14 protein-coding genes and 1 pseudogene are annotated in these 18,589 nt (G+C 57.0%); 4 read left to right on the top strand and 11 right to left on the bottom strand.

Annotated features, from left to right (window positions below; translation table 11 throughout):
- Positions 1 to 44: 44 nt before the first annotated feature.
- The 4 genes from ACVILH_RS21320 to ACVILH_RS21305 form a co-directional block, all read right to left on the bottom strand.
- Positions 45 to 1,001: an ArdC family protein gene (locus tag ACVILH_RS21320; RefSeq protein WP_456714629.1), complete on the bottom strand. Its 957-nt coding sequence runs from the start codon at positions 999 to 1,001 to the stop codon at positions 45 to 47.
- Between the two features lie 196 nt (positions 1,002 to 1,197).
- Positions 1,198 to 3,078: a caspase family protein gene (locus ACVILH_RS21315; RefSeq protein WP_456714628.1), complete on the bottom strand. Its 1,881-nt coding sequence runs from the start codon at positions 3,076 to 3,078 to the stop codon at positions 1,198 to 1,200.
- A 64-nt stretch (positions 3,079 to 3,142) separates the two neighbouring features.
- The gene (locus tag ACVILH_RS21310) at positions 3,143 to 3,487 is read right to left on the bottom strand and encodes a hypothetical protein (protein ID WP_456714627.1); all 345 of its coding nucleotides are present in this window, start codon (positions 3,485 to 3,487) and stop codon (positions 3,143 to 3,145) included.
- 140 nt (positions 3,488 to 3,627) lie between these two features.
- Complete coding sequence (locus ACVILH_RS21305; protein ID WP_456714626.1) at positions 3,628 to 3,840, bottom strand: M48 metallopeptidase family protein; 213 nt, start codon at positions 3,838 to 3,840, stop codon at positions 3,628 to 3,630.
- A gap of 660 nt (positions 3,841 to 4,500) precedes the next feature.
- Here ACVILH_RS21305 and ACVILH_RS21300 point away from each other — a divergent pair.
- Together ACVILH_RS21300 and ACVILH_RS21295 are read left to right on the top strand one after the other, a co-directional pair.
- Positions 4,501 to 5,082 carry an integrase arm-type DNA-binding domain-containing protein gene (locus ACVILH_RS21300; RefSeq protein WP_456714625.1) on the top strand — a complete coding sequence of 194 codons (582 nt, stop codon included), beginning with the start codon at positions 4,501 to 4,503 and terminating at the stop codon, positions 5,080 to 5,082.
- Positions 5,054 to 5,815, top strand: coding sequence for a site-specific integrase (locus tag ACVILH_RS21295; RefSeq protein ID WP_456714624.1), 762 nt, complete (start codon positions 5,054 to 5,056; stop codon positions 5,813 to 5,815). Before ACVILH_RS21300 ends, ACVILH_RS21295 begins: the two co-directional genes overlap by 29 nt.
- 97 nt (positions 5,816 to 5,912) lie before the next feature.
- Here the strand turns inward: ACVILH_RS21295 and ACVILH_RS21290 are convergent.
- Positions 5,913 to 6,194, bottom strand: a pseudogene (locus ACVILH_RS21290) (DNA-directed RNA polymerase subunit alpha C-terminal domain-containing protein); the annotation flags it as partial.
- 1,092 nt (positions 6,195 to 7,286) lie between these two features.
- On the opposite strand from ACVILH_RS21290, the gene ACVILH_RS21285 reads away from it, so the two are divergent.
- Together ACVILH_RS21285 and ACVILH_RS21280 are read left to right on the top strand one after the other, a co-directional pair.
- Positions 7,287 to 8,132, top strand: coding sequence for an abortive infection family protein (locus tag ACVILH_RS21285; protein ID WP_456714623.1), 846 nt, complete (start codon positions 7,287 to 7,289; stop codon positions 8,130 to 8,132).
- Positions 8,133 to 8,186: 54 nt separating this feature from the next.
- Positions 8,187 to 8,630: a hypothetical protein gene (locus ACVILH_RS21280; RefSeq protein ID WP_456714622.1), complete on the top strand. Its 444-nt coding sequence runs from the start codon at positions 8,187 to 8,189 to the stop codon at positions 8,628 to 8,630.
- Positions 8,631 to 8,681: 51 nt separating this feature from the next.
- Here ACVILH_RS21280 and ACVILH_RS21275 read toward each other — a convergent pair whose 3' ends face one another.
- Genes ACVILH_RS21275 through ACVILH_RS21250 form a run of 6 tightly spaced genes read right to left on the bottom strand, consistent with a single transcriptional unit; the run spans position 8,682 to position 18,192 of the window.
- The gene (locus ACVILH_RS21275; RefSeq protein WP_456714621.1) at positions 8,682 to 11,198 is read right to left on the bottom strand and encodes a DEAD/DEAH box helicase family protein; all 2,517 of its coding nucleotides are present in this window, start codon (positions 11,196 to 11,198) and stop codon (positions 8,682 to 8,684) included.
- A gap of 42 nt (positions 11,199 to 11,240) precedes the next feature.
- Positions 11,241 to 11,582 (bottom strand): M48 metallopeptidase family protein, encoded by a 342-nt coding sequence (locus ACVILH_RS21270; RefSeq protein WP_456714620.1) that lies wholly within the window; start codon positions 11,580 to 11,582, stop codon positions 11,241 to 11,243.
- Positions 11,579 to 14,512, bottom strand: a complete 2,934-nt coding sequence (locus ACVILH_RS21265) for a type I restriction endonuclease subunit R (protein ID WP_456714619.1) — start codon at positions 14,510 to 14,512, stop codon at positions 11,579 to 11,581. The genes ACVILH_RS21270 and ACVILH_RS21265 overlap by 4 nt, the downstream gene beginning before the upstream one ends.
- Positions 14,509 to 15,132 (bottom strand): hypothetical protein, encoded by a 624-nt coding sequence (locus ACVILH_RS21260; RefSeq protein ID WP_456714618.1) that lies wholly within the window; start codon positions 15,130 to 15,132, stop codon positions 14,509 to 14,511. The genes ACVILH_RS21265 and ACVILH_RS21260 overlap by 4 nt, the downstream gene beginning before the upstream one ends.
- Positions 15,129 to 16,355, bottom strand: a complete 1,227-nt coding sequence (locus ACVILH_RS21255; protein WP_456714617.1) for a restriction endonuclease subunit S — start codon at positions 16,353 to 16,355, stop codon at positions 15,129 to 15,131. The genes ACVILH_RS21260 and ACVILH_RS21255 overlap by 4 nt, the downstream gene beginning before the upstream one ends.
- Entirely contained in the window at positions 16,348 to 18,192 is a 1,845-nt protein-coding gene (locus ACVILH_RS21250; RefSeq protein ID WP_456714616.1) for an N-6 DNA methylase, read from the bottom strand. Before ACVILH_RS21250 ends, ACVILH_RS21255 begins: the two co-directional genes overlap by 8 nt.
- Positions 18,193 to 18,589: the final 397 nt, after the last annotated feature.

Below are 18,589 nucleotides of genomic sequence, written 5' to 3'. Positions count from 1 at the left end.
CTCTCGCCTCTTCCTCTCCTCCACTCAGCCGCGGAGCACCGCACTCAGGCAGCAGCGCTGTCCGCTCCGAACGCCTCGTCCTGCCCAACCGCGTCCGATGCAAAGCCGAGCAGATAGTCGGCCACACGGCTCGCCTGGCTCGCCGCCCTAACGATCGCGCGATTGTCCTCGCGCAGGACATCGAGCCAGGCGCCGACATAGTCGGCATGGCGTACGGTCGGCACGACGCCGAGCGCGGCGCAGCTGAAGGCGGACGCGATCTCTGCGATCAACTCCTCGAAGGCATATTTGCTGCTGCCGAACCGGCCCGAGAGATCGCGGGCCAGCCGCGACGAATGCCCACTCGCATGGGCGAGCTCATGCAGGGCCGTGCGGTGCCAGTTGATCGGCTCGAAGAAGGCCGCAGGCGGCGGCACCTGCACGAAATCTTCAACGGGAGCATAGTACGCCCGGTGACCGCCAATCCGGAAGTCGATGCCGCTGTTCGCGATCAGCGTCTCCACCACAGGCTCAATCGCTCCTGCGGGCGGCGGTGGCGTCGCTGTCGCGATCTCCTCGGGCAAGCCGTCGCATTGATCGGTATTGAAGACCGTAAACCGCTTGAGAAACGGAATCGCCTGCGCCTCCTCGCCCACCTGGCGGGCACGCTGCCGCTCATCGGACGGGACAAAGCGATCGGCATAGACGACGGTGACACCACGCTCGCCCTTGCGCACATGGCCGCCGATGGACAGCGCCTGCCGGAACGTCAGCCAACTCTGGCCGGCAAATCCGTGCTCGATCACGGCGCCCCATAGAATTAGGAGGTTAATCCCGGTGTATGGCCGACCCGTCGTCGCATTCCTGGGCAAGGTAAGCTGAGCCTTCGCCGCTTGCGTGCCCCACGGCTGAACCCAGGGCACACGGCCGGCCTCCAGCTCGCCGATGATCTTGCTCGTGATCTCCTCATAGAGGCTCGCCCGGCCCTCGCCAGCGCACCCACCAACTCTCCGTCCCTGCATCGCGGTTCTCCGCGACGGGCGCGGCGAACCTCTCTCGCCGCTTCCAACCCGTCACGGCCAACCCGGCCTGCACTCTTCCTCTCATCGCGCGTCATATTTCGCGGACTGATCTCTCACGAGATTGGTTCGGTACCGATCCGCGCAGAATACTGACACGCTTCAGATGTAGGCGCTACGGCATCACTGCCGTTACAAGCTACTTTTGCTTTTCGACATCAAATGACGCCCAATCTGTGACGTACCCGACCCCTCCCTCGGCAGAGCAAATCAGTCGAGCGCGTGCACTCTCTGGCATATGTCTGACGTCAATTGTCTTCGTTATTGCCTTTACGCCCTGATCAAGCTCCCCTAGCGGCAAAATAGTATGCACGCTATCTCGCGCTTCGATCTCCGCGCTACAGTTCAAAGCTACATCAAGGGTTTTCGAAATTTCGATTTCCAATTCAAGCTCTTCCAGATCCCTACCCACGGCTCTGTCTTTTGCACTCTTGACCTCAAAAAGAACAGCAGCCGGCTTGATCTCAAAGAACACTCGATGCATCACGGGATTGTTGAGGGTCGCAATCAAAGCAACCGCTACTATTGGCGCAACGCGCTTTAAGTCTCTTAATTTGCCTATTGGCTGTTCGGTAAAGTTCGCAACGAAGAATAACTGCCACGGGATGAAGAGACCAAGATACTGCTCAATAGAATATGCTTTCACCAGAAGGGAGAGGAAATAAGATAGAGCAGCGAAGACTGACAACGGCCACGACTTAATTGCCGAAGCTCGAAACCCCTTTCTACTTATCCCTTTAGTCACAAACTCAAATGAAAGATTAAGTAAAAATGCCCCGACAAACCCAGCCGCTGCAGCTGCCGGCACAATCATAGCTGTAGTCTGCCTGCCTCCCATTGCGATCACGCTAAAATACAACGCGCTATAGGCAGCAGCCCAGCCTGGATAAGAGGCGACCGAAAGAACACTGAACGTCAAAACGTTGAGCCGCCCAAGTCGGTAAAGCTTGTACAATAGAGCAAGCAGAAGAATGACCGCCGGACTCACGGGAGCGACCGGCTCGACGCCATACCCTGTAGTTTTTATTCCTATCGGAAAAGGAAGGTAGTTAAACGCAAGAGCGCTTAGAGACCCACTCAAGAATCCGACTAATAAAAACTCGTAACGAGCCAGAAATGACCTGATTGCAGACCAATCTCGCAATCGTCTCTGATCCGGTACCGCATTCTGGAGACCTAAACGGTCACCCTTGAGAATATGCGCCGGCTCCGTCTCAGCCTCATCTCTGAACATGACATTCGGAAAAAGGGGAACTGAGGCAGGGTTGCCCTTGGTCTGTTCGGGAACATGCAGCTCGGGTCTTACCGAGTCGGTCGGGAACTGTTCACGTATGAAGCGTCTGGTTCCTTGGCAGAGATCCTCGAGCGACAGCACCGCAGGACCGTTTCGAATGCCTTCGTTTAAGCATTTTAGAAAGGCACCGGAGAACATCGTATGTCGCATTCCCGGCGGAGCAATTGACACGAGCTTTGCGGCCGAAGAACAAAGGACAGCGGTACCGGATCCTGGCAGCTCATCTTCGATTCGCTGCGAGACCATCTCCTCCACACTGGACTGCATTCGAACAACCGCCGCCGCCGCGAAGCAACAGTCCAGTATTAGGAACTTGCGCACAGACTCGGCATGACGCTTTATACTCGCCGAGAGATCAATATAGCGAATACTAGTGGCGCCTTCTGAGCCGGACCTGGTACGATTCACGGCCAGAAAGTACGATTGATCGTTGCGAGAAAATCCACCGTGACCTGTATAATACACTATTAAATCGGACAGGACTGACTCCTGATCCAATAAGAGAGCCGAGAGCCAGTCTTCGATTTTCTCTAATTGCTCGGAAGCAGGTGACTTCGAGTCGAATAAATTAAGAATGTGGCCTGACGCCAATCCAACGACTTTTCTTAGATAATCCTCAAAATCACTTGCAGAATTCGCACAATGAGGGAGCGGCTGAAGCGCAGGCGCGCGCGGGCATTCGCTTACTCCAAGAATAATTGCTAAAGTTTTTTCTGGCTCCAACATAGCTTTTCAGCTGCGAGTCCCCTTATGAAAGGCACGAAATGAAACGCTCTTGTTCAAACGGTTCCTATCGCGGGCCCTGAGGTCGAAATGCTTCGGCAATACGGGCCACATCTTTGCTATCGACATTCGTGGCGACTACAGCTCCTTCTTTAGTGATCGTTATACTCGCGCCGGAGTGCCGCTGAAGAAAGTTTCCTATCGCCCTGGCTAGGATAACAGCAACCGGCGTTCCGAAGACAAGCACAAGAGTGGCGCCAAAGTCTTGAGAATCTGGACGATCCTTCAGTCTCGATACTTCGACGCTCGCCGCGGCTTCTCGAATGTCCTGCTCGAGATCATTAGCAAGAATCAAAGCTTCTGAAGCGAGACAATTATCGAAACGGATGTCGATGCGATGACTTTGGGTCATGCTCTGCTCCCAATAGTAATCTAGTGCGCATAATAGACTGAATACAATCAGAGATCGATGCTCGGCAATGAGTTTTTCAGTACCTGCGAAGCACATGAACAATAATGAGGTCGTCAGGTGACGTGACCGGCGGGATGTCCCTAAGCCAGCATACGCTCCAGGGCCAGTTTCCGTCGCTCCCAGTCCGGCATCATCTGGCTGAGCAGATCGAAGAAAGCTCGGCCATGGTTCGGATAGCGGCTGTGGGCCAGTTCGTGGACGATCACGTAGTCGATACAGGGGAGACGCGAGTCAACAAGTATTTTTTGCAGTAGGGCTTGTACTGCAATGATAATGACAATGAGCTTCGCCACAACAGCCTCGCCCAGATCAAAACGTCGCTGGCTGACCGCGACGCTCTTGATCTTGGGACGCTTCGAATGTGCGCCGACCGCGGCCGCCGGATGCGGCTCGGAGCCTTCCGGAGCTTAAAGGATCTAAAGCTCCTGGGAATTTTTTGGCAGGGACTAGGGAGTGAAAACCGCTTACCGCAATTTCAAGTTTTGGCTGCGAACAGCGGACGAAGCGAGAGCCGGACAGTACTTCGACCGTTTGAATAACCGTTTTAGTTTTCAAAACTCAAACGGTGTTTTTGGCTAAGTGCTTGATTTGAATGGCGCGCCCGGAACGATTCGAACGTCCGACCCTCAGATTCGTAGTCTGTTTATATAGATATTCATAGATTTCGATCGCTTTCTCTGGCTTACTGAAATTGCTGCACAATTAGCTATTTCGTATGCTATAGCGTTCAAACAGCGTTCATCTATTTCTATGGCTTTTGCTTGCATAATGCTTGCACGAATTGAGCTATATATCGCACCGACGGGCTTAGTCGCTCAGGCAGCGTTGCCTGTGGGCGCGAAACGCCGTCCGGGCCGTCCGGCGCCGTCCAACATCAATAGATGCAAGCACTTCCGGCACGACGGCGCTGCCGCCTTCGCCGTCCACCCACGTCCACAAGCTTGAGGTGAGCTATGCGCAAAGCCAGTGACCGCGCTCTGACGAAACGCTACGTCGAAAGCCTCAAACCAGCTGAGGCGCCGGTAGTAGTGTTTGATGCTGGCTTGGCCGGGTTCGGGGTTCGGGTCATGCCGAGCGGCCACCGATCCTATTTCGTCCAGTACCGGAACAAGGAGGGGCGCTCGCGCTGGTACACGATCGGCGCCCACGGCAAGGTCACTGTGGATCAGGCGCGCACAATCGCCAAGCGTGTGTTGCACAGCGCGGCAGATGGCAAGGACCCGTCGGCTGAGCGGGAAACTTTCCGTAGCGCCCCGACTATGAATGACCTGTTGGACCGCTATATTGCCGAGCACGTCAGGAAAAGGAACGCGGCAACCACCCAGGCCGAGGTGGAACGCCTGGTGACCCTTCACATCCGTCCAGTCCTCGGCACGCTCAAGGTGGCGGCCGTGACGCGCAACGATATATCGAAGGTTCATCGCGCCCTATCCGTCACACCGCGACAAGCCAACTTTGCGCTGGCTATTTGCTCAAAGGCCTTTCAGCCTCGCCGAGCTTTGGGGCATGCGCCCGGATGGCACCAATCCGTGTAAGCGGATTGAGCGCAACGCCGAGGTGCACCGGGAACGTTTCCTTTCAGGCGACGAATTGACTCGTCTCGGCGCGGTTTTGCGTCAGGCGGCAACGACGGGCTTGCCGTGGAAGGTGGACGAAACGAAACCCAATGCGAAGCACTTGGCCGGCGAGGAACATCGCTTCACGATTTACTCCCGTGTCACCACCGCGGTGGTTGAACTCCTATTGTACACCGGATGCCGTCTGTCAGAGGTACTGACGCTCCGATGGGATCAGGTCGATTTCAGCGCCGGAACTATCCTACTGCAGAGGACAAAGGCAGGGAAACCGCAGACAGTGACAATCAATGCGCCTGCCCGGCAGGTGCTGAGCAGCCTTAAGCGTGACGACGCTTGCCCCTGGGTCCTTCCCGGCAAGCGCAAGTCCGAACAGGATCAATGGAAGCCGCTAGCAAAGGACGCGATGGAGGCAGCATGGCAGAAAATTCGTGCCGCCGCGGGCCTCCATGATGTGAGAATGCACGATCTACGTCACACAGTCGGCACCTACGCCGGGCAGTCTGGCGCGAACGCCTTTCTCGTGCGCGACCTGTTGCGCCACGCCAACCTGGCGATGACCGGGCGCTACGTAAACAAGGCTGACGATCCGGTGCGGACGCTCAGTGATCTTGTTGGCGAGCGCATCGCCGCGAGTCTTGAAGGACGTAAGGCTGCCGATGTAGTACCTATTTCGACGGCTATCCATAAATAGCTTGGCGGCCGTAACGCACGAGGATCGCGAATACGTTCTACCTGCCACTCGCCAAGGTCAGCGATCGGAAACGACACAAATTAATCCTTAGCCACCCTCATTCGTCCAGCTGCGTCCCATAGGCTTGAGCTAGCTCTTCAATATTCAGAGGCGGCCAGCTCGGCACGTCAACACCAAGCTGAAGCCCCAATTGAGCCAGCACTTCTTTAATCTCGTTGAGTGACTTGCGCCCAAAGTTGGGCAGTCTCAACATATCCGCTTCACTTTTTTGCACCAAATCGCCGAGATAGACGATCTCTTGGTTCTTGAGGCCGTACGCTGTACGCATCGATAGTTCTAGCTCATCGACGATTTTTAACAGTGTAGGATTGAACGGCAGGTCTTCAATTTTGGAACGGTCGGCTGCAGCCGGCGGCTCCGGAACAGCGAGCGCTTCCCCATCCCAACGAAGATTTGCCTCGTTGATCATATAGCTCGCACCGTCGTCGACACCGATCCCCTGGGCACCAAATACGAGTAGATCGCCCTTTATTGGGTAATATCCCTGGTATTCTTCGCCATTGGAATTGGCGACAGCTCCGCTTATCGCTTTCTTTAATTTTGCCTCTATATCGACGCGCGAGACGACATGACCTGCGGCTGCCTCTTCCTCGCATTGATCCAAAATCGACTGGCATCGCTCGATTGCTTTTCCAACCAAGAAAGAATTGGCGCCGAAGTCCACAGCCCATCCGTGATGCGACATGTAAAGTCGCTCGGCATGCCGAGGCGCTCGCACCGGTCGATAAGACGAATGCGTGAGCCACCAAGCTGATGCGCGCACGAATCCTTCGGCCAATACCTTTTCGCGCTCGATTTCCTTACGGACTACCTCGCGCGCCCCTTCAGTCACGCCCAAGATGCCGAACTGATCCGTGACTCCGGAATGGGCGAGCGCCAACTCTCCATCTTGCTCGTAGCGAAAGAGTGCATTCGTCGGATAGTGAAGCACCGATCTATCCGCCTTGTTGAGCAGATACCCAATCAGGTTACCTATCTGCCTGAATCGCTTTATAAGACGTTCGCGCACCTCAAGCTCTACCCCCTTAGGAACGGAACTCTCCCTGTTTAACCAGCGCCTTAGACTGCGTTCGGCGACGTTCAGGTCCAATGCCAAAGGCGTTTGCCATCGCTCCCCATACAGAGCGCGCCCCGCAGCTGCGAGTTCGTCTGCAGTCATGACCGCAAAACCATTAAACGAACGGGCCACTGCCCTGCCTGGCCGGGCCTGATTGCTCGCGCCATTAACAGGACATGGGGGTTCCGCAATACTTGCGCAATGGCCGACATTCCACGGCCCGGGGAGTATTTTAAAGTGGCGCCGAGATCAGATTTGCCCTTCCATGATATAAAATCGTGTGAAGAATCAATGCTGGGGTGGCGCGGCAGCAAAGTAGGAATTGACCGCGCGGACTGATGCGCGGTGATTGCGATGCCCAACATCAAGCGTTCCGATATGCGACTGATCGATGAGGTGTTCGGCATGGGGTCGGGTTACGTGCTCGACTTCTCGAACAGAACCTTCTCAGATTTCTTCGAGGATGAATTCGGAATCAACATCTACGAGGAAAAATATCAAGGCCGCGGCACGTCAAAGGCCAATCATCTGCGCAGCTTCATTGAAATTGAAGACGGCTTCACCGTCGGGAAGGCACTGCGAAAGCTCTTTGATTATCGTACAACAATACTCGTCGCGCGCGGATCAGCGGAGGCGCTTGCAGACACCGTGCAAAGCCGGTTTTTCGACGTCGTCGCGCAGGTCGAGGCCGGCTTCGCGCCCCCTGTTTTAGGCTCCTTATCGGATGCCGCTCAGATTCTGAACTTCGACACTGTTACCCGTGACTTAGATCGCGCCCTCGCGAGCGCAAAAGCCGATCCCGAGGATGCTGTGACGGCCGCCTGCTCGACCGTTGAAAGCGTCTGTCGCTCGATCTTGATCGAGCTCGGAGCCGGACTGCCCGAAAAGAAGGACATCAAGGGCCTGTTCGCAGCCGTCCGCAAGCCGTTAGGACTGGGCACCGACCGGGCTGACCTCGATCCGCTCATTGCTGACGATGTGCGCAAAGTTCTGAATGGACTTGCCACTGTCGTAGAGGGCATCGGGTCCCTGCGCACGCATGGCGGCGACGCGCACGGTAGGGAGCGCGGTTATGCGAGGATCGATCAAAGAATCGCCAGCCTTGCGATCCATTCTGCCAGCACCATTGCCCTGTTTCTGATCGAGACGTGGCAGAGAAAATATCCCTCCCGCGAGCTCAAGCTCCACAAAGTCGAATGATTACGGTTCGTTCTGTGGCGTTACTCCTCGGAAGGTTGATGGAGGAAAAGCACGTTGCGCCGAGACGCGAAGAGAAAGCCAACGCTGAAACTGCCGGACGTAAGCGCGGGTGACTGGCGCGGTGAAATACTTGGAGGTTACACGATCAACTTTGGCCAGGTCGTCCAGCCCGGCCCACCGCGGCACTCCGTCGAATTCACCTACATGATTTTGCCCGCAGCTTTCACCATGTGGGATGAGCGCTTCACCTGGCCCGGCGTCATCATGATTATGGCGCCGACTCCGATGAAGACGGCGTTTTCAGATGCCGGCCACCTCCGCAAAGCCGAGCGCCTTCCCTCGCTGCACCTCTCACTTACGGTCACACGAAGCCAGTTCTCGGACATGCTAAGGATGTTAGAGACAAAGCGGCTGCGCGATCTTCATTTCACCGTCGAGAACGCCGCCGATGGCTCATGGGCGGTCTACAGCTGGGGAATGTCAGCGACGCTTGCTTAGCTAATCGCACTCGCGCCATTGGCAGGCGTCACTCTGCAGATTCGATGAACGCTATTTCGACAGCGGCTGAAGGCCCAGAGCTTTCATAAGTTCTTCGAGATCCCAGCACTCACGCTCTGTCTCCTCTGAGATGGCAATGGCGCGTTCCACAGGCGTCCGCTTCCGCAAGTCCTCGATCAGCGCGAGCACTTGATCGCGAAGTGCAGCTAACGATTGCACGAGACAGAGGGTCATTTGAGTAGACGGATTTGCCTGCCTGTGAACTTGGCCTGCCGGTCCGACGAATGCTAACCCCACAATAGTGTGATCAGGATTGGATTGGGCCATCCATTCCAAATGATCGTGTGCCTGGGAAATGTCTTTCTTGAAATAGGTTGCCGGACTCTGCTTGTCGGTCTTCAACTCAAACCCGAACTGGCGCGGCTGCGCTTCATCTCGCCAGAGGACGTCTGGCCCGGTCCCCTCGTCATTATCAGGGCGGCTGGAAGTAAAGCCCAGCAACTCTCCCAGCGCTCGTACACCTGCTTCTGCTTGCTTAGGATCGCCCTGGTCGATCAGCGCAAGCGCCTTCGTCACCTTTCCTAGTTCGGCTTCGAACTTGTTTCCGTGACTGTAACTCAGTAAGTCCCGCAAGGAGCGGCCAAATGCGTTAAGCTCAGGCGCTCTGGCTTTTTCAACACGCCCACCTGCAGGGCGCGGCAACGTCATCCCACCGCCGAGCCTGCGCATGGCGTGACCATAAGCAACGAAGGCTGCGTCTTTGTCCCCTTCGCGATCGAAGGCAGCGCCAAGCCAAACGGCGTGCCAACCACCGAGAGGTGTATCGTGCTGAGCCGTTGTATCCACTGTCTTTTCCAACTCTCGGCGCGCGCTTGTCGGATCGTCATTCCACATTGCCGCGCCATATTTCGCTTCGCTCAGCGCGGCCGCTACCAAGAACGGCTCGGCTGCTCTATGCCGCGCTAGCTGGTCTTTATCGAGTTCTGCAAGTTTTACTTCTCTTTGATAGTAGTCAAGCCAGCCCTCATCTCGGCCAAGCACACGCTCGATTAAGTCGATGACCTGACTTCCTTCTTTAATGTCGAATTCAGATTGAACCTCGCGACCAATCAAGATCTGCTTCTGAAGAAGAGGAGGCAGAAGTGCAAGATTTCGGTCGTTAGAAAGCCACTTATTCAGATCGTCACCTTCGACAAGGAAGGCACCATAATCATTGCGACCACGATTAATTCGGCCGAAGAGTTGGGCCAGCCTGTTTGCAAGCCGCACTGCATGCACGTTATTCATGCGGAGGAACTCCCACTGGTAACGCTCGACCAGCGACGTGCCGGAAGGAAGCCCCTCCATAAGCATGATTCGGCAGGTGTCATGAGGCAAGTCGATGCCGTCGACTCGTGACACGAGCGTGAACGCTCCGTCTTTTGCTTTACGAAATTCATTCAGCTTTTCGGAAAACGTCGCCGGGTCCGGCGGTAAGGCGAGCTTAGACCACCCCTTCGCTCTCTCGTAGTCAGGAACGGCAATCACGACCTTCTGCGCTTTCACGAGCTCCGCAGCAAAGTTTGGGCCAAAGCCACCCTTTACCTTCCGACCGTTGATTATCAGACGCTCGCCATTGCCGGCATCGTTTGATGGCGTAATTGTCTCGTCGGGAAGGCGACCGAAGGCACGGATAAAATCTGCCTGGCTTTGAAGTGTTGCCGACAAGTACACGCGTCGGACCCCCTGCTGGAACATGTCCAGGGCCAAAGAGGGAAGAAACGGCGGGGCGAGCTCAAAGACTCCGCGGGTGAAGATGGCCGCACAACTATCGATATGGTCCTCAAGCCAAGCGAACGGATATGCAAGGTGTTCATCATCCTTGACTCTATGGCGCAGCAGAATTTCGAGAAGTCTTTCGCTACGTTCGTAAAGCCCACGAGGAGCTACAAACGCCGTCGATTGGCGGGATAGATCGAGCGCATCGCGAAACCGACCCGAAATACCCAATTCCTGAAAGTGAGACTTAAATAGTTCAGCAATCTCTCCAAACAGCCCATTGTGATCGCGAATGTCGATTCTTAGAGTGAAGGAATCGCGCAGCAAACTCTCGGCAACGTGAGCATCATCAAAGACAATGGCGCCAGGAAAAAACCTATTGCGGAGTGCGCTGTGGCCGTTGAATAGCGCCGCATAAGTGGTGATACAGAACGACTTGCCGGTTTCGAAGAGATCGTTAGAAAACTCACGTCTTACGCGTGTGGTATGATCCATACCAATACGGCTGGCCTCCTCCGACGTTTGCCTCACAAGATCGATCGTCGAGCAGACGTAGAGGACGTTTTCGAGTCCCTCGTTGACGAGGCTCTGCGCGATAAGTAGTCCGACGACGGTCTTGCCAGCTCCCGTATTCAGCGAAACCAACACATCGTGCTTGGATCGCGCCTTATTCCACTCGACAAGCGCCTTATCTTGCCCGCGCCAGAGATCGTTGAACGTGCCGGGAAGGCTGGGTAACGTCTCAAAGATCTTAATAGGATCGGTTGGTGCCGGAGTCTTCTTAGTGCTTCCAAGCTTAGAGAAATCCATTAGATCCTCCTTCCCAGCATCCGTTTTGCAGCGGCGCGCGCGTCAGATTGCGCTGCGCGAATGTCGGCGTCTACGGCGCTGAACATCTTGCGATCGCCAATCCGGCACATGAGTTGTCATGAGAGCCTTAAAGAGTCGACCGTGATTCGGCACTTTCAAATGGATGAGCTCGTGAGCAATCACGAAGTCCTGAAATCCTTCGCTCTGATCGTCGAGGTCGATTGCCAGCGTGATTGTGCCTGCGGTGGAACATGACCCCCATTTACGACTCATATGCTGCACCCGAACAAACTTGGGCATCACCCGCAGCTTGACCGCCCACGCATCCACTCGCCGCTTAAGTCTCGCGGCGGGCGAGAGTGAACCGTTCGTCGACCACTTCATTGCGTCACGATCTCGGCAATGAGATCAACAATCCTGGATCGTGCCGCCCGCTCGACGCCGAGAAGAGGACGATACAGTGATGCTCGAAACTGCCTTTGCTCGTCCGTATTCACGCTCGCATTGGGGAAACGGGCCATCAACTTCTCAACTTCCTTGGCGAGGTCCAGAACCGACACACCGGCCTTCTTAAGCTCTTCATCGTCCTTAAGTGCCCAGAACGTGCCAAAGGCCTTCGGCGACAAGCCAGTATCCTTGGCGGCCTTAGCGGCTCGCTCCTTCTCGGCAGCGAGCGCTGCCAGCAGGTCCATTGCCGCTAGGCCAGTCGTCTTCCGGTCCTCCATGTCCTTCAAAATGCGCTCGGCACGGTCCTTGAGCGGTTGCAAGACGGGTGCCGCACTGGCATCGTCGTCGATCTCTTTCTGCAAGCCACGAACCAGATTGAAGACTTTTCCCTCATCTGATCCCTTCTCGCCGCGCAGCGCTTCAAGCGTCTTCAGATCGAACGTGACGCTCTTAGTCAGATTGCCGAGCCCGCTCTGGATGGCGCTCACCTCGACGAGACGCTTGGTCTTGTATGCGAGATCAGCCACGAAGCCGATCTTCTCGGCATACGCGTTGCGCACGGCCGCATAGAGCTGTGCTAGACGTTTGAATGTCTCGATATGATCCCGCAACTCGGGAGACGGCGACAGGATTTCCCAAAGGGCTTCGATGTCCTTGTAGGCTTCGAAAAATGCCTTGCGCGATTCCGGTTCCAAAAACCGACCGTAGACTACCCGCTCAAGCTTCTCGTCGGGGTCCCCACCCTCGCCAGCGTCGAGGTAATCGGTTTCGGCTTTGACGATCTTTTCTTGGAAATCCTTGAGGAGAAGATCGAGGTCCTCGATCACACCACTCACGTCGGAGGAATCAAATTTCAAGGCCTTCTTGAGCTCGCGCAGCACACCGACAAAATCTACCACGAGCCCGACGCGCTTCCGGACACCCTGCGGGTCGACATAAGGCCTGTTAACACGCGCCACTGCCTGCAACAGCACATGGTCCCGCATCGGCTTGTCAAGGTAAAGACAATAGAGCACCGGTGCGTCGTAGCCGGTCAGCAGCTTGTCAGTGACGATGAGGATTTTCGGGTCCTGATCCGCCTTCTTGAACAGGAGACGGACATCGGCCTCGCGTTCGTCGCTCACCTGTAGTTCATGGACCAGTGGCCGATCGACGATATCGGCGGCGTTCTCCGTATAGATCGGCACGCTCCATTCGGGCGGCAGCAGCTTGTCCAGCGCCTTCTTGTATTTGGCGCAGGCTTCGCGGTTCACACCCACTAGAAATGCCTTGTAGCCGAGCGGCAGGACATTCTCCTTGAAATGCTCGGCCAGGAAGGCGACAACTTTCTCGATGCGGTCGTCAGCCGTGAGGAACGTGCGCAGGCCGACGGCGCGGTCCAGCGCCTTGTTGAGCTCGTCGATGTCGGTCACGCCTTCGGCTTCGGCCAGCTCGAAGAATTCCTGGTCGAGCCGTTCGGTCGGCACGGTCATCTCGCTCGGCGCCATGACGTGCTTGATCGGCAGGGTCGTTTCGTCTTCGATGGACTCGGCGATGGAATACTTGTCCAGATAGCCGCGCTCGTCGTCCTTGCCGAAGATCTTGAAGGTGCCTTCGCCCTGTTCGGTCTTGGCGATCGGTGTCCCGGTGAAGCCAATGATCGTCGCGTTCGGCACCGATGCCATGAGATAGGTGCCAAGGTCTTTGGCGATCGAACGGTGGGCCTCATCGATGAAGACGTAAATGTTGTCGCGGGTGTTGCTGTCCTTGTCGACACCTTCGAACTTGTGGATCATCGACAGGATCAAGCCACGCTTGTCGCTCTTAAGCAGGTCTTGCAATTCGGCCTTGGAGTTGGCGCGCCAAGTCGCGATGTCCTGCTTTTGCATCTCGCCGAGCAGTTTCTCGACCCAGCCCTTCATCTGACCTTCAAGCTCGGTGCGATCGACTACTAGGATCACCGTCGCGTTCTTGAACCGCTCCTTTTGCTCCAGAATCAGGCGGGCTGCCGTGAGCAGGGTGAAGGTCTTGCCCGAGCCTTGGGTATGCCAGACAAGACCGCGATCCTTGGTGGGATCGGCGCAACGTTCGATTACGGTGTCGATGGCACGGCGCTGATGCTGGCGCAGCACAGATTTCTTTGTCTCGCTGTCCTCTACGTAGAACAGAATCCAGTGCTGGAGCGTGCGCAGAAAGTCGGTGCGCTCGAAAAAGGCCTGCACAGCGAAGCGATAGGCTTCATCGGGCGCCTGCTTCCAGCGGGCGAGGAACCGGCGATTGGCGTTCCAGGTGACACCGTACCAGTAATCGAGCAGATGTGTGACGTTGAAAAGCTGCGGCGAGCCGATCAGTTCCGGCGTCTCCATTTCGTATCGCCGCAGCTGCTTGATGGCGCGCTCGATGGCGTCGCCGTCCTTTGGATTCTTGTGCTCCACAATGCAGACCGGCACGCCGTTGACGAGAAACATCACATCGGCGCGGTTGCCCTTGCGGGCCGGCGGTTTGAGCGCCCATTCCCATGAGACATGAAAGGCGTTGGCGTCAGGGTGCTCGAAATCGATCAGCGTCACCCGGCGGTGGCGTTTTTCGTCCTCGTCGTACCATTGCCGCTCGCCACGCATCCAGGACAGCATCTCACGGTTGCCCTCGATGGTTGGCGGAATGGCGTCGAGCGTCTCGATGACCGAACGGATCGCATCCTTGGTCATCCACGGGTTGAACTCGGCGAGCTTCGCCTCCAGTTCGTCGCGGAGCAGCATTCCGGCCTCGCCGCCGCGCTTCTGCTTGGCGACTTCGGGGGTGATAGACGTCCAGCCGATCTCGACCGCGTGCTTCACCATCGGGAATTGAACGGTGCCGGCTTCGCCAATCTTGAGAGGCTTTTTCATGCCGCGGCCTCCTTAATCGAAGCAGCATCGCCACCAAAGTGGCCATCGCGCCGATTCGGCTCACTGTGCCGAATGGCGTCGCAATAGAGCTTCGCTAATTGGATACCGATCCGGCGAATATCGGCTTCGAGAAGAGTGATCCTTCCGTCCCATACCTTCTTTCGGCTCTTGAATTCCGCGCATGAGAAAGTGAAGCCAACCAGCAAACTGCCGTTGTTGAACGGCTCGACGTTGCGCGCGTCGCCGTGAGCGGTGGCGTCACGCAGATTGATGAGAAAGCGCGCGGCCGTGTGGGCCTCAAATCCCTGTGGCACCGGGACCGGAACGCTCACCGCTCCTACGCGCTCGATCCGCCCGGTCGGGGCGACATGAATGCGCCAGGGATCGGCACTGATCGAATCACCTTCCAGCCTCTTGAACAGACTGCATGCGGTCTTATCGTCCTTGCTGACGATTTCATGCGACTTGATGCGCACTCGTTGCATTACCCAGCACAGGACTGACGTGAAGAGCGCATAGGTCTGCGTCACGTTGAAACTCTGATGCGGCGGCTCCTCAAGCATCAGCCGCAAGCGGCCGACCATCGCCCATTCAACGTGATCCTTGCTGATCTCGGTCATGCGGCAACCTCCGCGACCCTGGACAAATCGAGCGCGGACAGATCGAGGTCGCCGACCCGGATTTCGTCGGTCGTCAGCTTGTGCAGGAGCGACTTGAAAAGCTCTTCGAGCACAGCGCGCTTCTTTTTGTGAAGGTCGATCTTGCGGTCGATGGCGTCGAGAATGGCGACGATCTCGCGCTGCTCGTCCAGTATTGCCGGCAACGGAAGCGGCAAGCTGTCGATTGTGCCTGTATTCAAATTGTATTTGCCATCGGCTGCGGGCGTCGCTCGTCCGGCCACAATGCCCGTGCCAGCTTCCGAGCCATAGAAGAACGCAGCGAAGTATGGATCGACCTTCTCGCGGTTCAATTGCGCGCGGATAAGGTATGAGGCGAACAAGGCGTTTTCTGGCGCGCCTGAATAGACAGCGCAAGAGCCAAGCCGATCGAGGACGCCATTGGTCCGAATAAAAATGAGGTCCCCGTCCTGAAGCTTGTATCGGTTGGCTTCCTCAGCGGGCAGCCTTCCGAATTTCAGGTCCGACGCATTGACGCGTCCAGGTTCAATGTTCGGAATGCGCAGAACCGGCAGGCCATCAGGTTCATAAGTGCAGCGCGTTGAGGTGCCGTATTGCAGCCGATCCCGAATACTTGCGAAATCGACGACATCCCAACTCTCCGGCACCAAGCCTATTTCGGTTTCCTTCTGCGGCTCGTCGCGGAGTCCGCGCGTGAATAGCGTGCGCATCGCCGCGCGCTTGCACCGATCCCATGCCGCCAGTTCTTCGTCTTGAAGGTTTAGCGAGCCTTCGACCGCCTTCAGCACGCGCCCGATATCATTCTGCTCGGGCTTTGTCGGCACGGAGATTTCTTTTTCTTTCAGGGCTTTGAAATGGCGATTGTACCCGCGGGAAGGAAGATCGATAGCCCGGAGGGCATAGTAGAAAAACAGCGGATCAATGTCCGGCTTGGGCTTGAGGATCTGAGTTCCATCCGCTCCTCGAACGAACGGAAAATCCACGAACTTGAAGGCCCGTGTGTGGTCACCAAAAACAACGACTGGCAGGTTATGCGCTATTAGCCCGCTCTCGTCATCCGTCCAGCCAGCAATGAGAGATTGTCCCTGATCGATGATCGGATGACGCCCAGACGGGCGATAGTCTCGCGTTTGGAGCTTTGGAACAGCCGCGAGAGGAAGCCGAACAAGGCAGTCTTCGACAGTCTCAGTCCTCCACTCAGCCATTCGTCGCCTCCTTGGCGAGCGGCCCCAGGGCTTTAAGCACATCGCCGGTCAGTGCTGCGTCCAGTTCGTGGAGGCGCTCAAGTTCCCGTAGAAGCATGTGGATTGAGCCGTGCTCGACATCTCCATTCTGCTGAATCCACCGACTCGGGCTGAGGTTGTAATCGGCTTCCTCAGCCTGCGCGCGCGTAATGATCCCAACCTCGCCTTCCTCCGGCTCGCCTTTGAGGAACGCCGTGGCCAGCGGCCGGATGTCGTCTTCGGGAATGTAGTTCTTGGGCTTGCCCTTCCTCAGGCGCCGGCTGGCATTGAGAAGAACGATCTTGTCCTTGCGCGCGGCCGGCTTGCGCTTGCTGAGCACCACGATCACGCCGGCGGCGCTGGTGTTGTAGAAAAGGTTGTCAGGCAACAGGATCACGCCGTCGATCAGGTCGCGATCGACGAACCATTTGCGGATGTTGCGCTCCTTGTCCTCGTTCTTCGAGCCCGAGCCGCGCGTCACCGCGCCGGTGTCGAGCACCACGGCGGCGCGGCCGTGATCATTGAGGCAAGCCAGTGTGTGCTGGAGCCAAGCCCAATCGCCCTTGCCGGTGGTGATGCCGCCCGCCGTGCGAAAGCGATCGAACGGATCGTTGGCGAAGACATCGGGATTGAACGGCTGATTCCACATCGGATTGGCGACGATGATGTCGTGGGTCTTCACCCTGCCGTCAGCCGTCCGAAACTTCGGATTGATCATCGTGTCGCCGCGGGCGATCTCGACCTCCATGTCGTGGATGATGCCGTTCATCTGCGCGACGGCGTAGCTCTCGGCCTGAAGCTCCTGGCCGGTGAGCTTGAGCGGCACCTTGCTGGTCGGATCGAGCTCACGCGCGACCAGTTGCAGCTTCACCAGGAGGCCGGCGGAGCCGCAGGCGTAGTCGTGGCAATCCTCGCCGGGGCGCGGGCGCATGATGTGCGCCATCAGGAAACCGACCTCGGTCGGCGTGAAGAACTCGCCTGCGCTCTGCCCCGAGCCTTCCGCGAATTTCCGCAGCAAGTATTCATAGGCGCGGCCGAGGAAATCCGGCTGCACGTCGGCAAGGCCGAGTCGGTAGCGCCCATCCGAAAACGTCTCGATGACGCCGCGCAGCTTGGCCGGGTTGACGTCGCGCTCGCCGTTGCGCTCGGCGGCGAAATCGACCACGTCGATAACGCCCGACAGCGAAGGGTTCTGTTTCACGACGGCGCGCACCGCCTTGGTGAGGTGCTCGCCGATGTCCTTCGGCTTCGTGCTCTCGCCTTTGTCGTCGAGAGGCCAACCATAGCTCTCGCGACCGCTTATTACCCTCCATCTAGCTTCGGGCGGCAGATAGAAGCGTAGCAAGGAATGATCGCTTTCAGCGATTTCGAGCGCGGTTTCCTGGTCGCCAAATTCCTCGGCAAGTCGCAGGATCTCGTCGTCGAACACGTCCGACAGTCGCTTCAGGAACAGGAGCGGCAGCAGGTAGTCCTTGAACTTGGCCGCGTCCTTCTCGCCCCGAATAGAGCAGGCGGCATCCCACAGCATCTGCTCCATCGGCTTGGTGGATGGTGCGGCAGCAGCCCCACGACGTCGACGCGTCACACCGGCTGCCGGTTCCGGCGATTCGTTGAGACCCTCAGGGGTGCTTACCCCGGCTTCCACAGCGAGAGCGGAAATCACTTCGCGGGCCGCTTTCTGGGGCACATTGGAACCTCCCTCCCAGCGATTGACGGTCGCGAACGACACGCCCAACCTCTCGGCGAGCTGTTCTTGCGTAAGATTGAGCTTGGCCCGTATGGACCGTAGGGTCGCGGCATAAGTCTGATCACTTGTCATATTTGTTATATTTGTTATATTTGCCTCCCCGTCAATGGCGAAATGTGGCGATCCCTACCTGATTTGATCCTCGGACGACCGGAACTCGATGGCCGGATATGGCGGCCGGTTGAGTTGCCCTTGTCAGCGCAAAACCCGAGCACCTTTGGCACTTATGCCACCAGCAACGAATCGTCGTAAAAGACCACCTGATCTCGCGAGCAATGGCCCTCAAACCGACTGGCAAGGAGCAGTGACGGCGCTTGGTTCGAAAGTTAATTGAGCCGCCTATTACGTCTGAGCAGGCGCTCAGCCACTTGTTTGGTGTTTCGCGGCCAGCGGATATCCCGAGACCGGAACATTGGACTCCTTGGAAAGAACCGGGGTCTCCTCTTCTGATTGACAAGCGGATTAGCAA

This window comes from Bradyrhizobium sp. USDA 4353, assembly GCF_054063215.1.
Note: the sequence above shows the minus strand (reverse complement) of the source record. Positions and strands in the feature narration are given on the sequence as shown.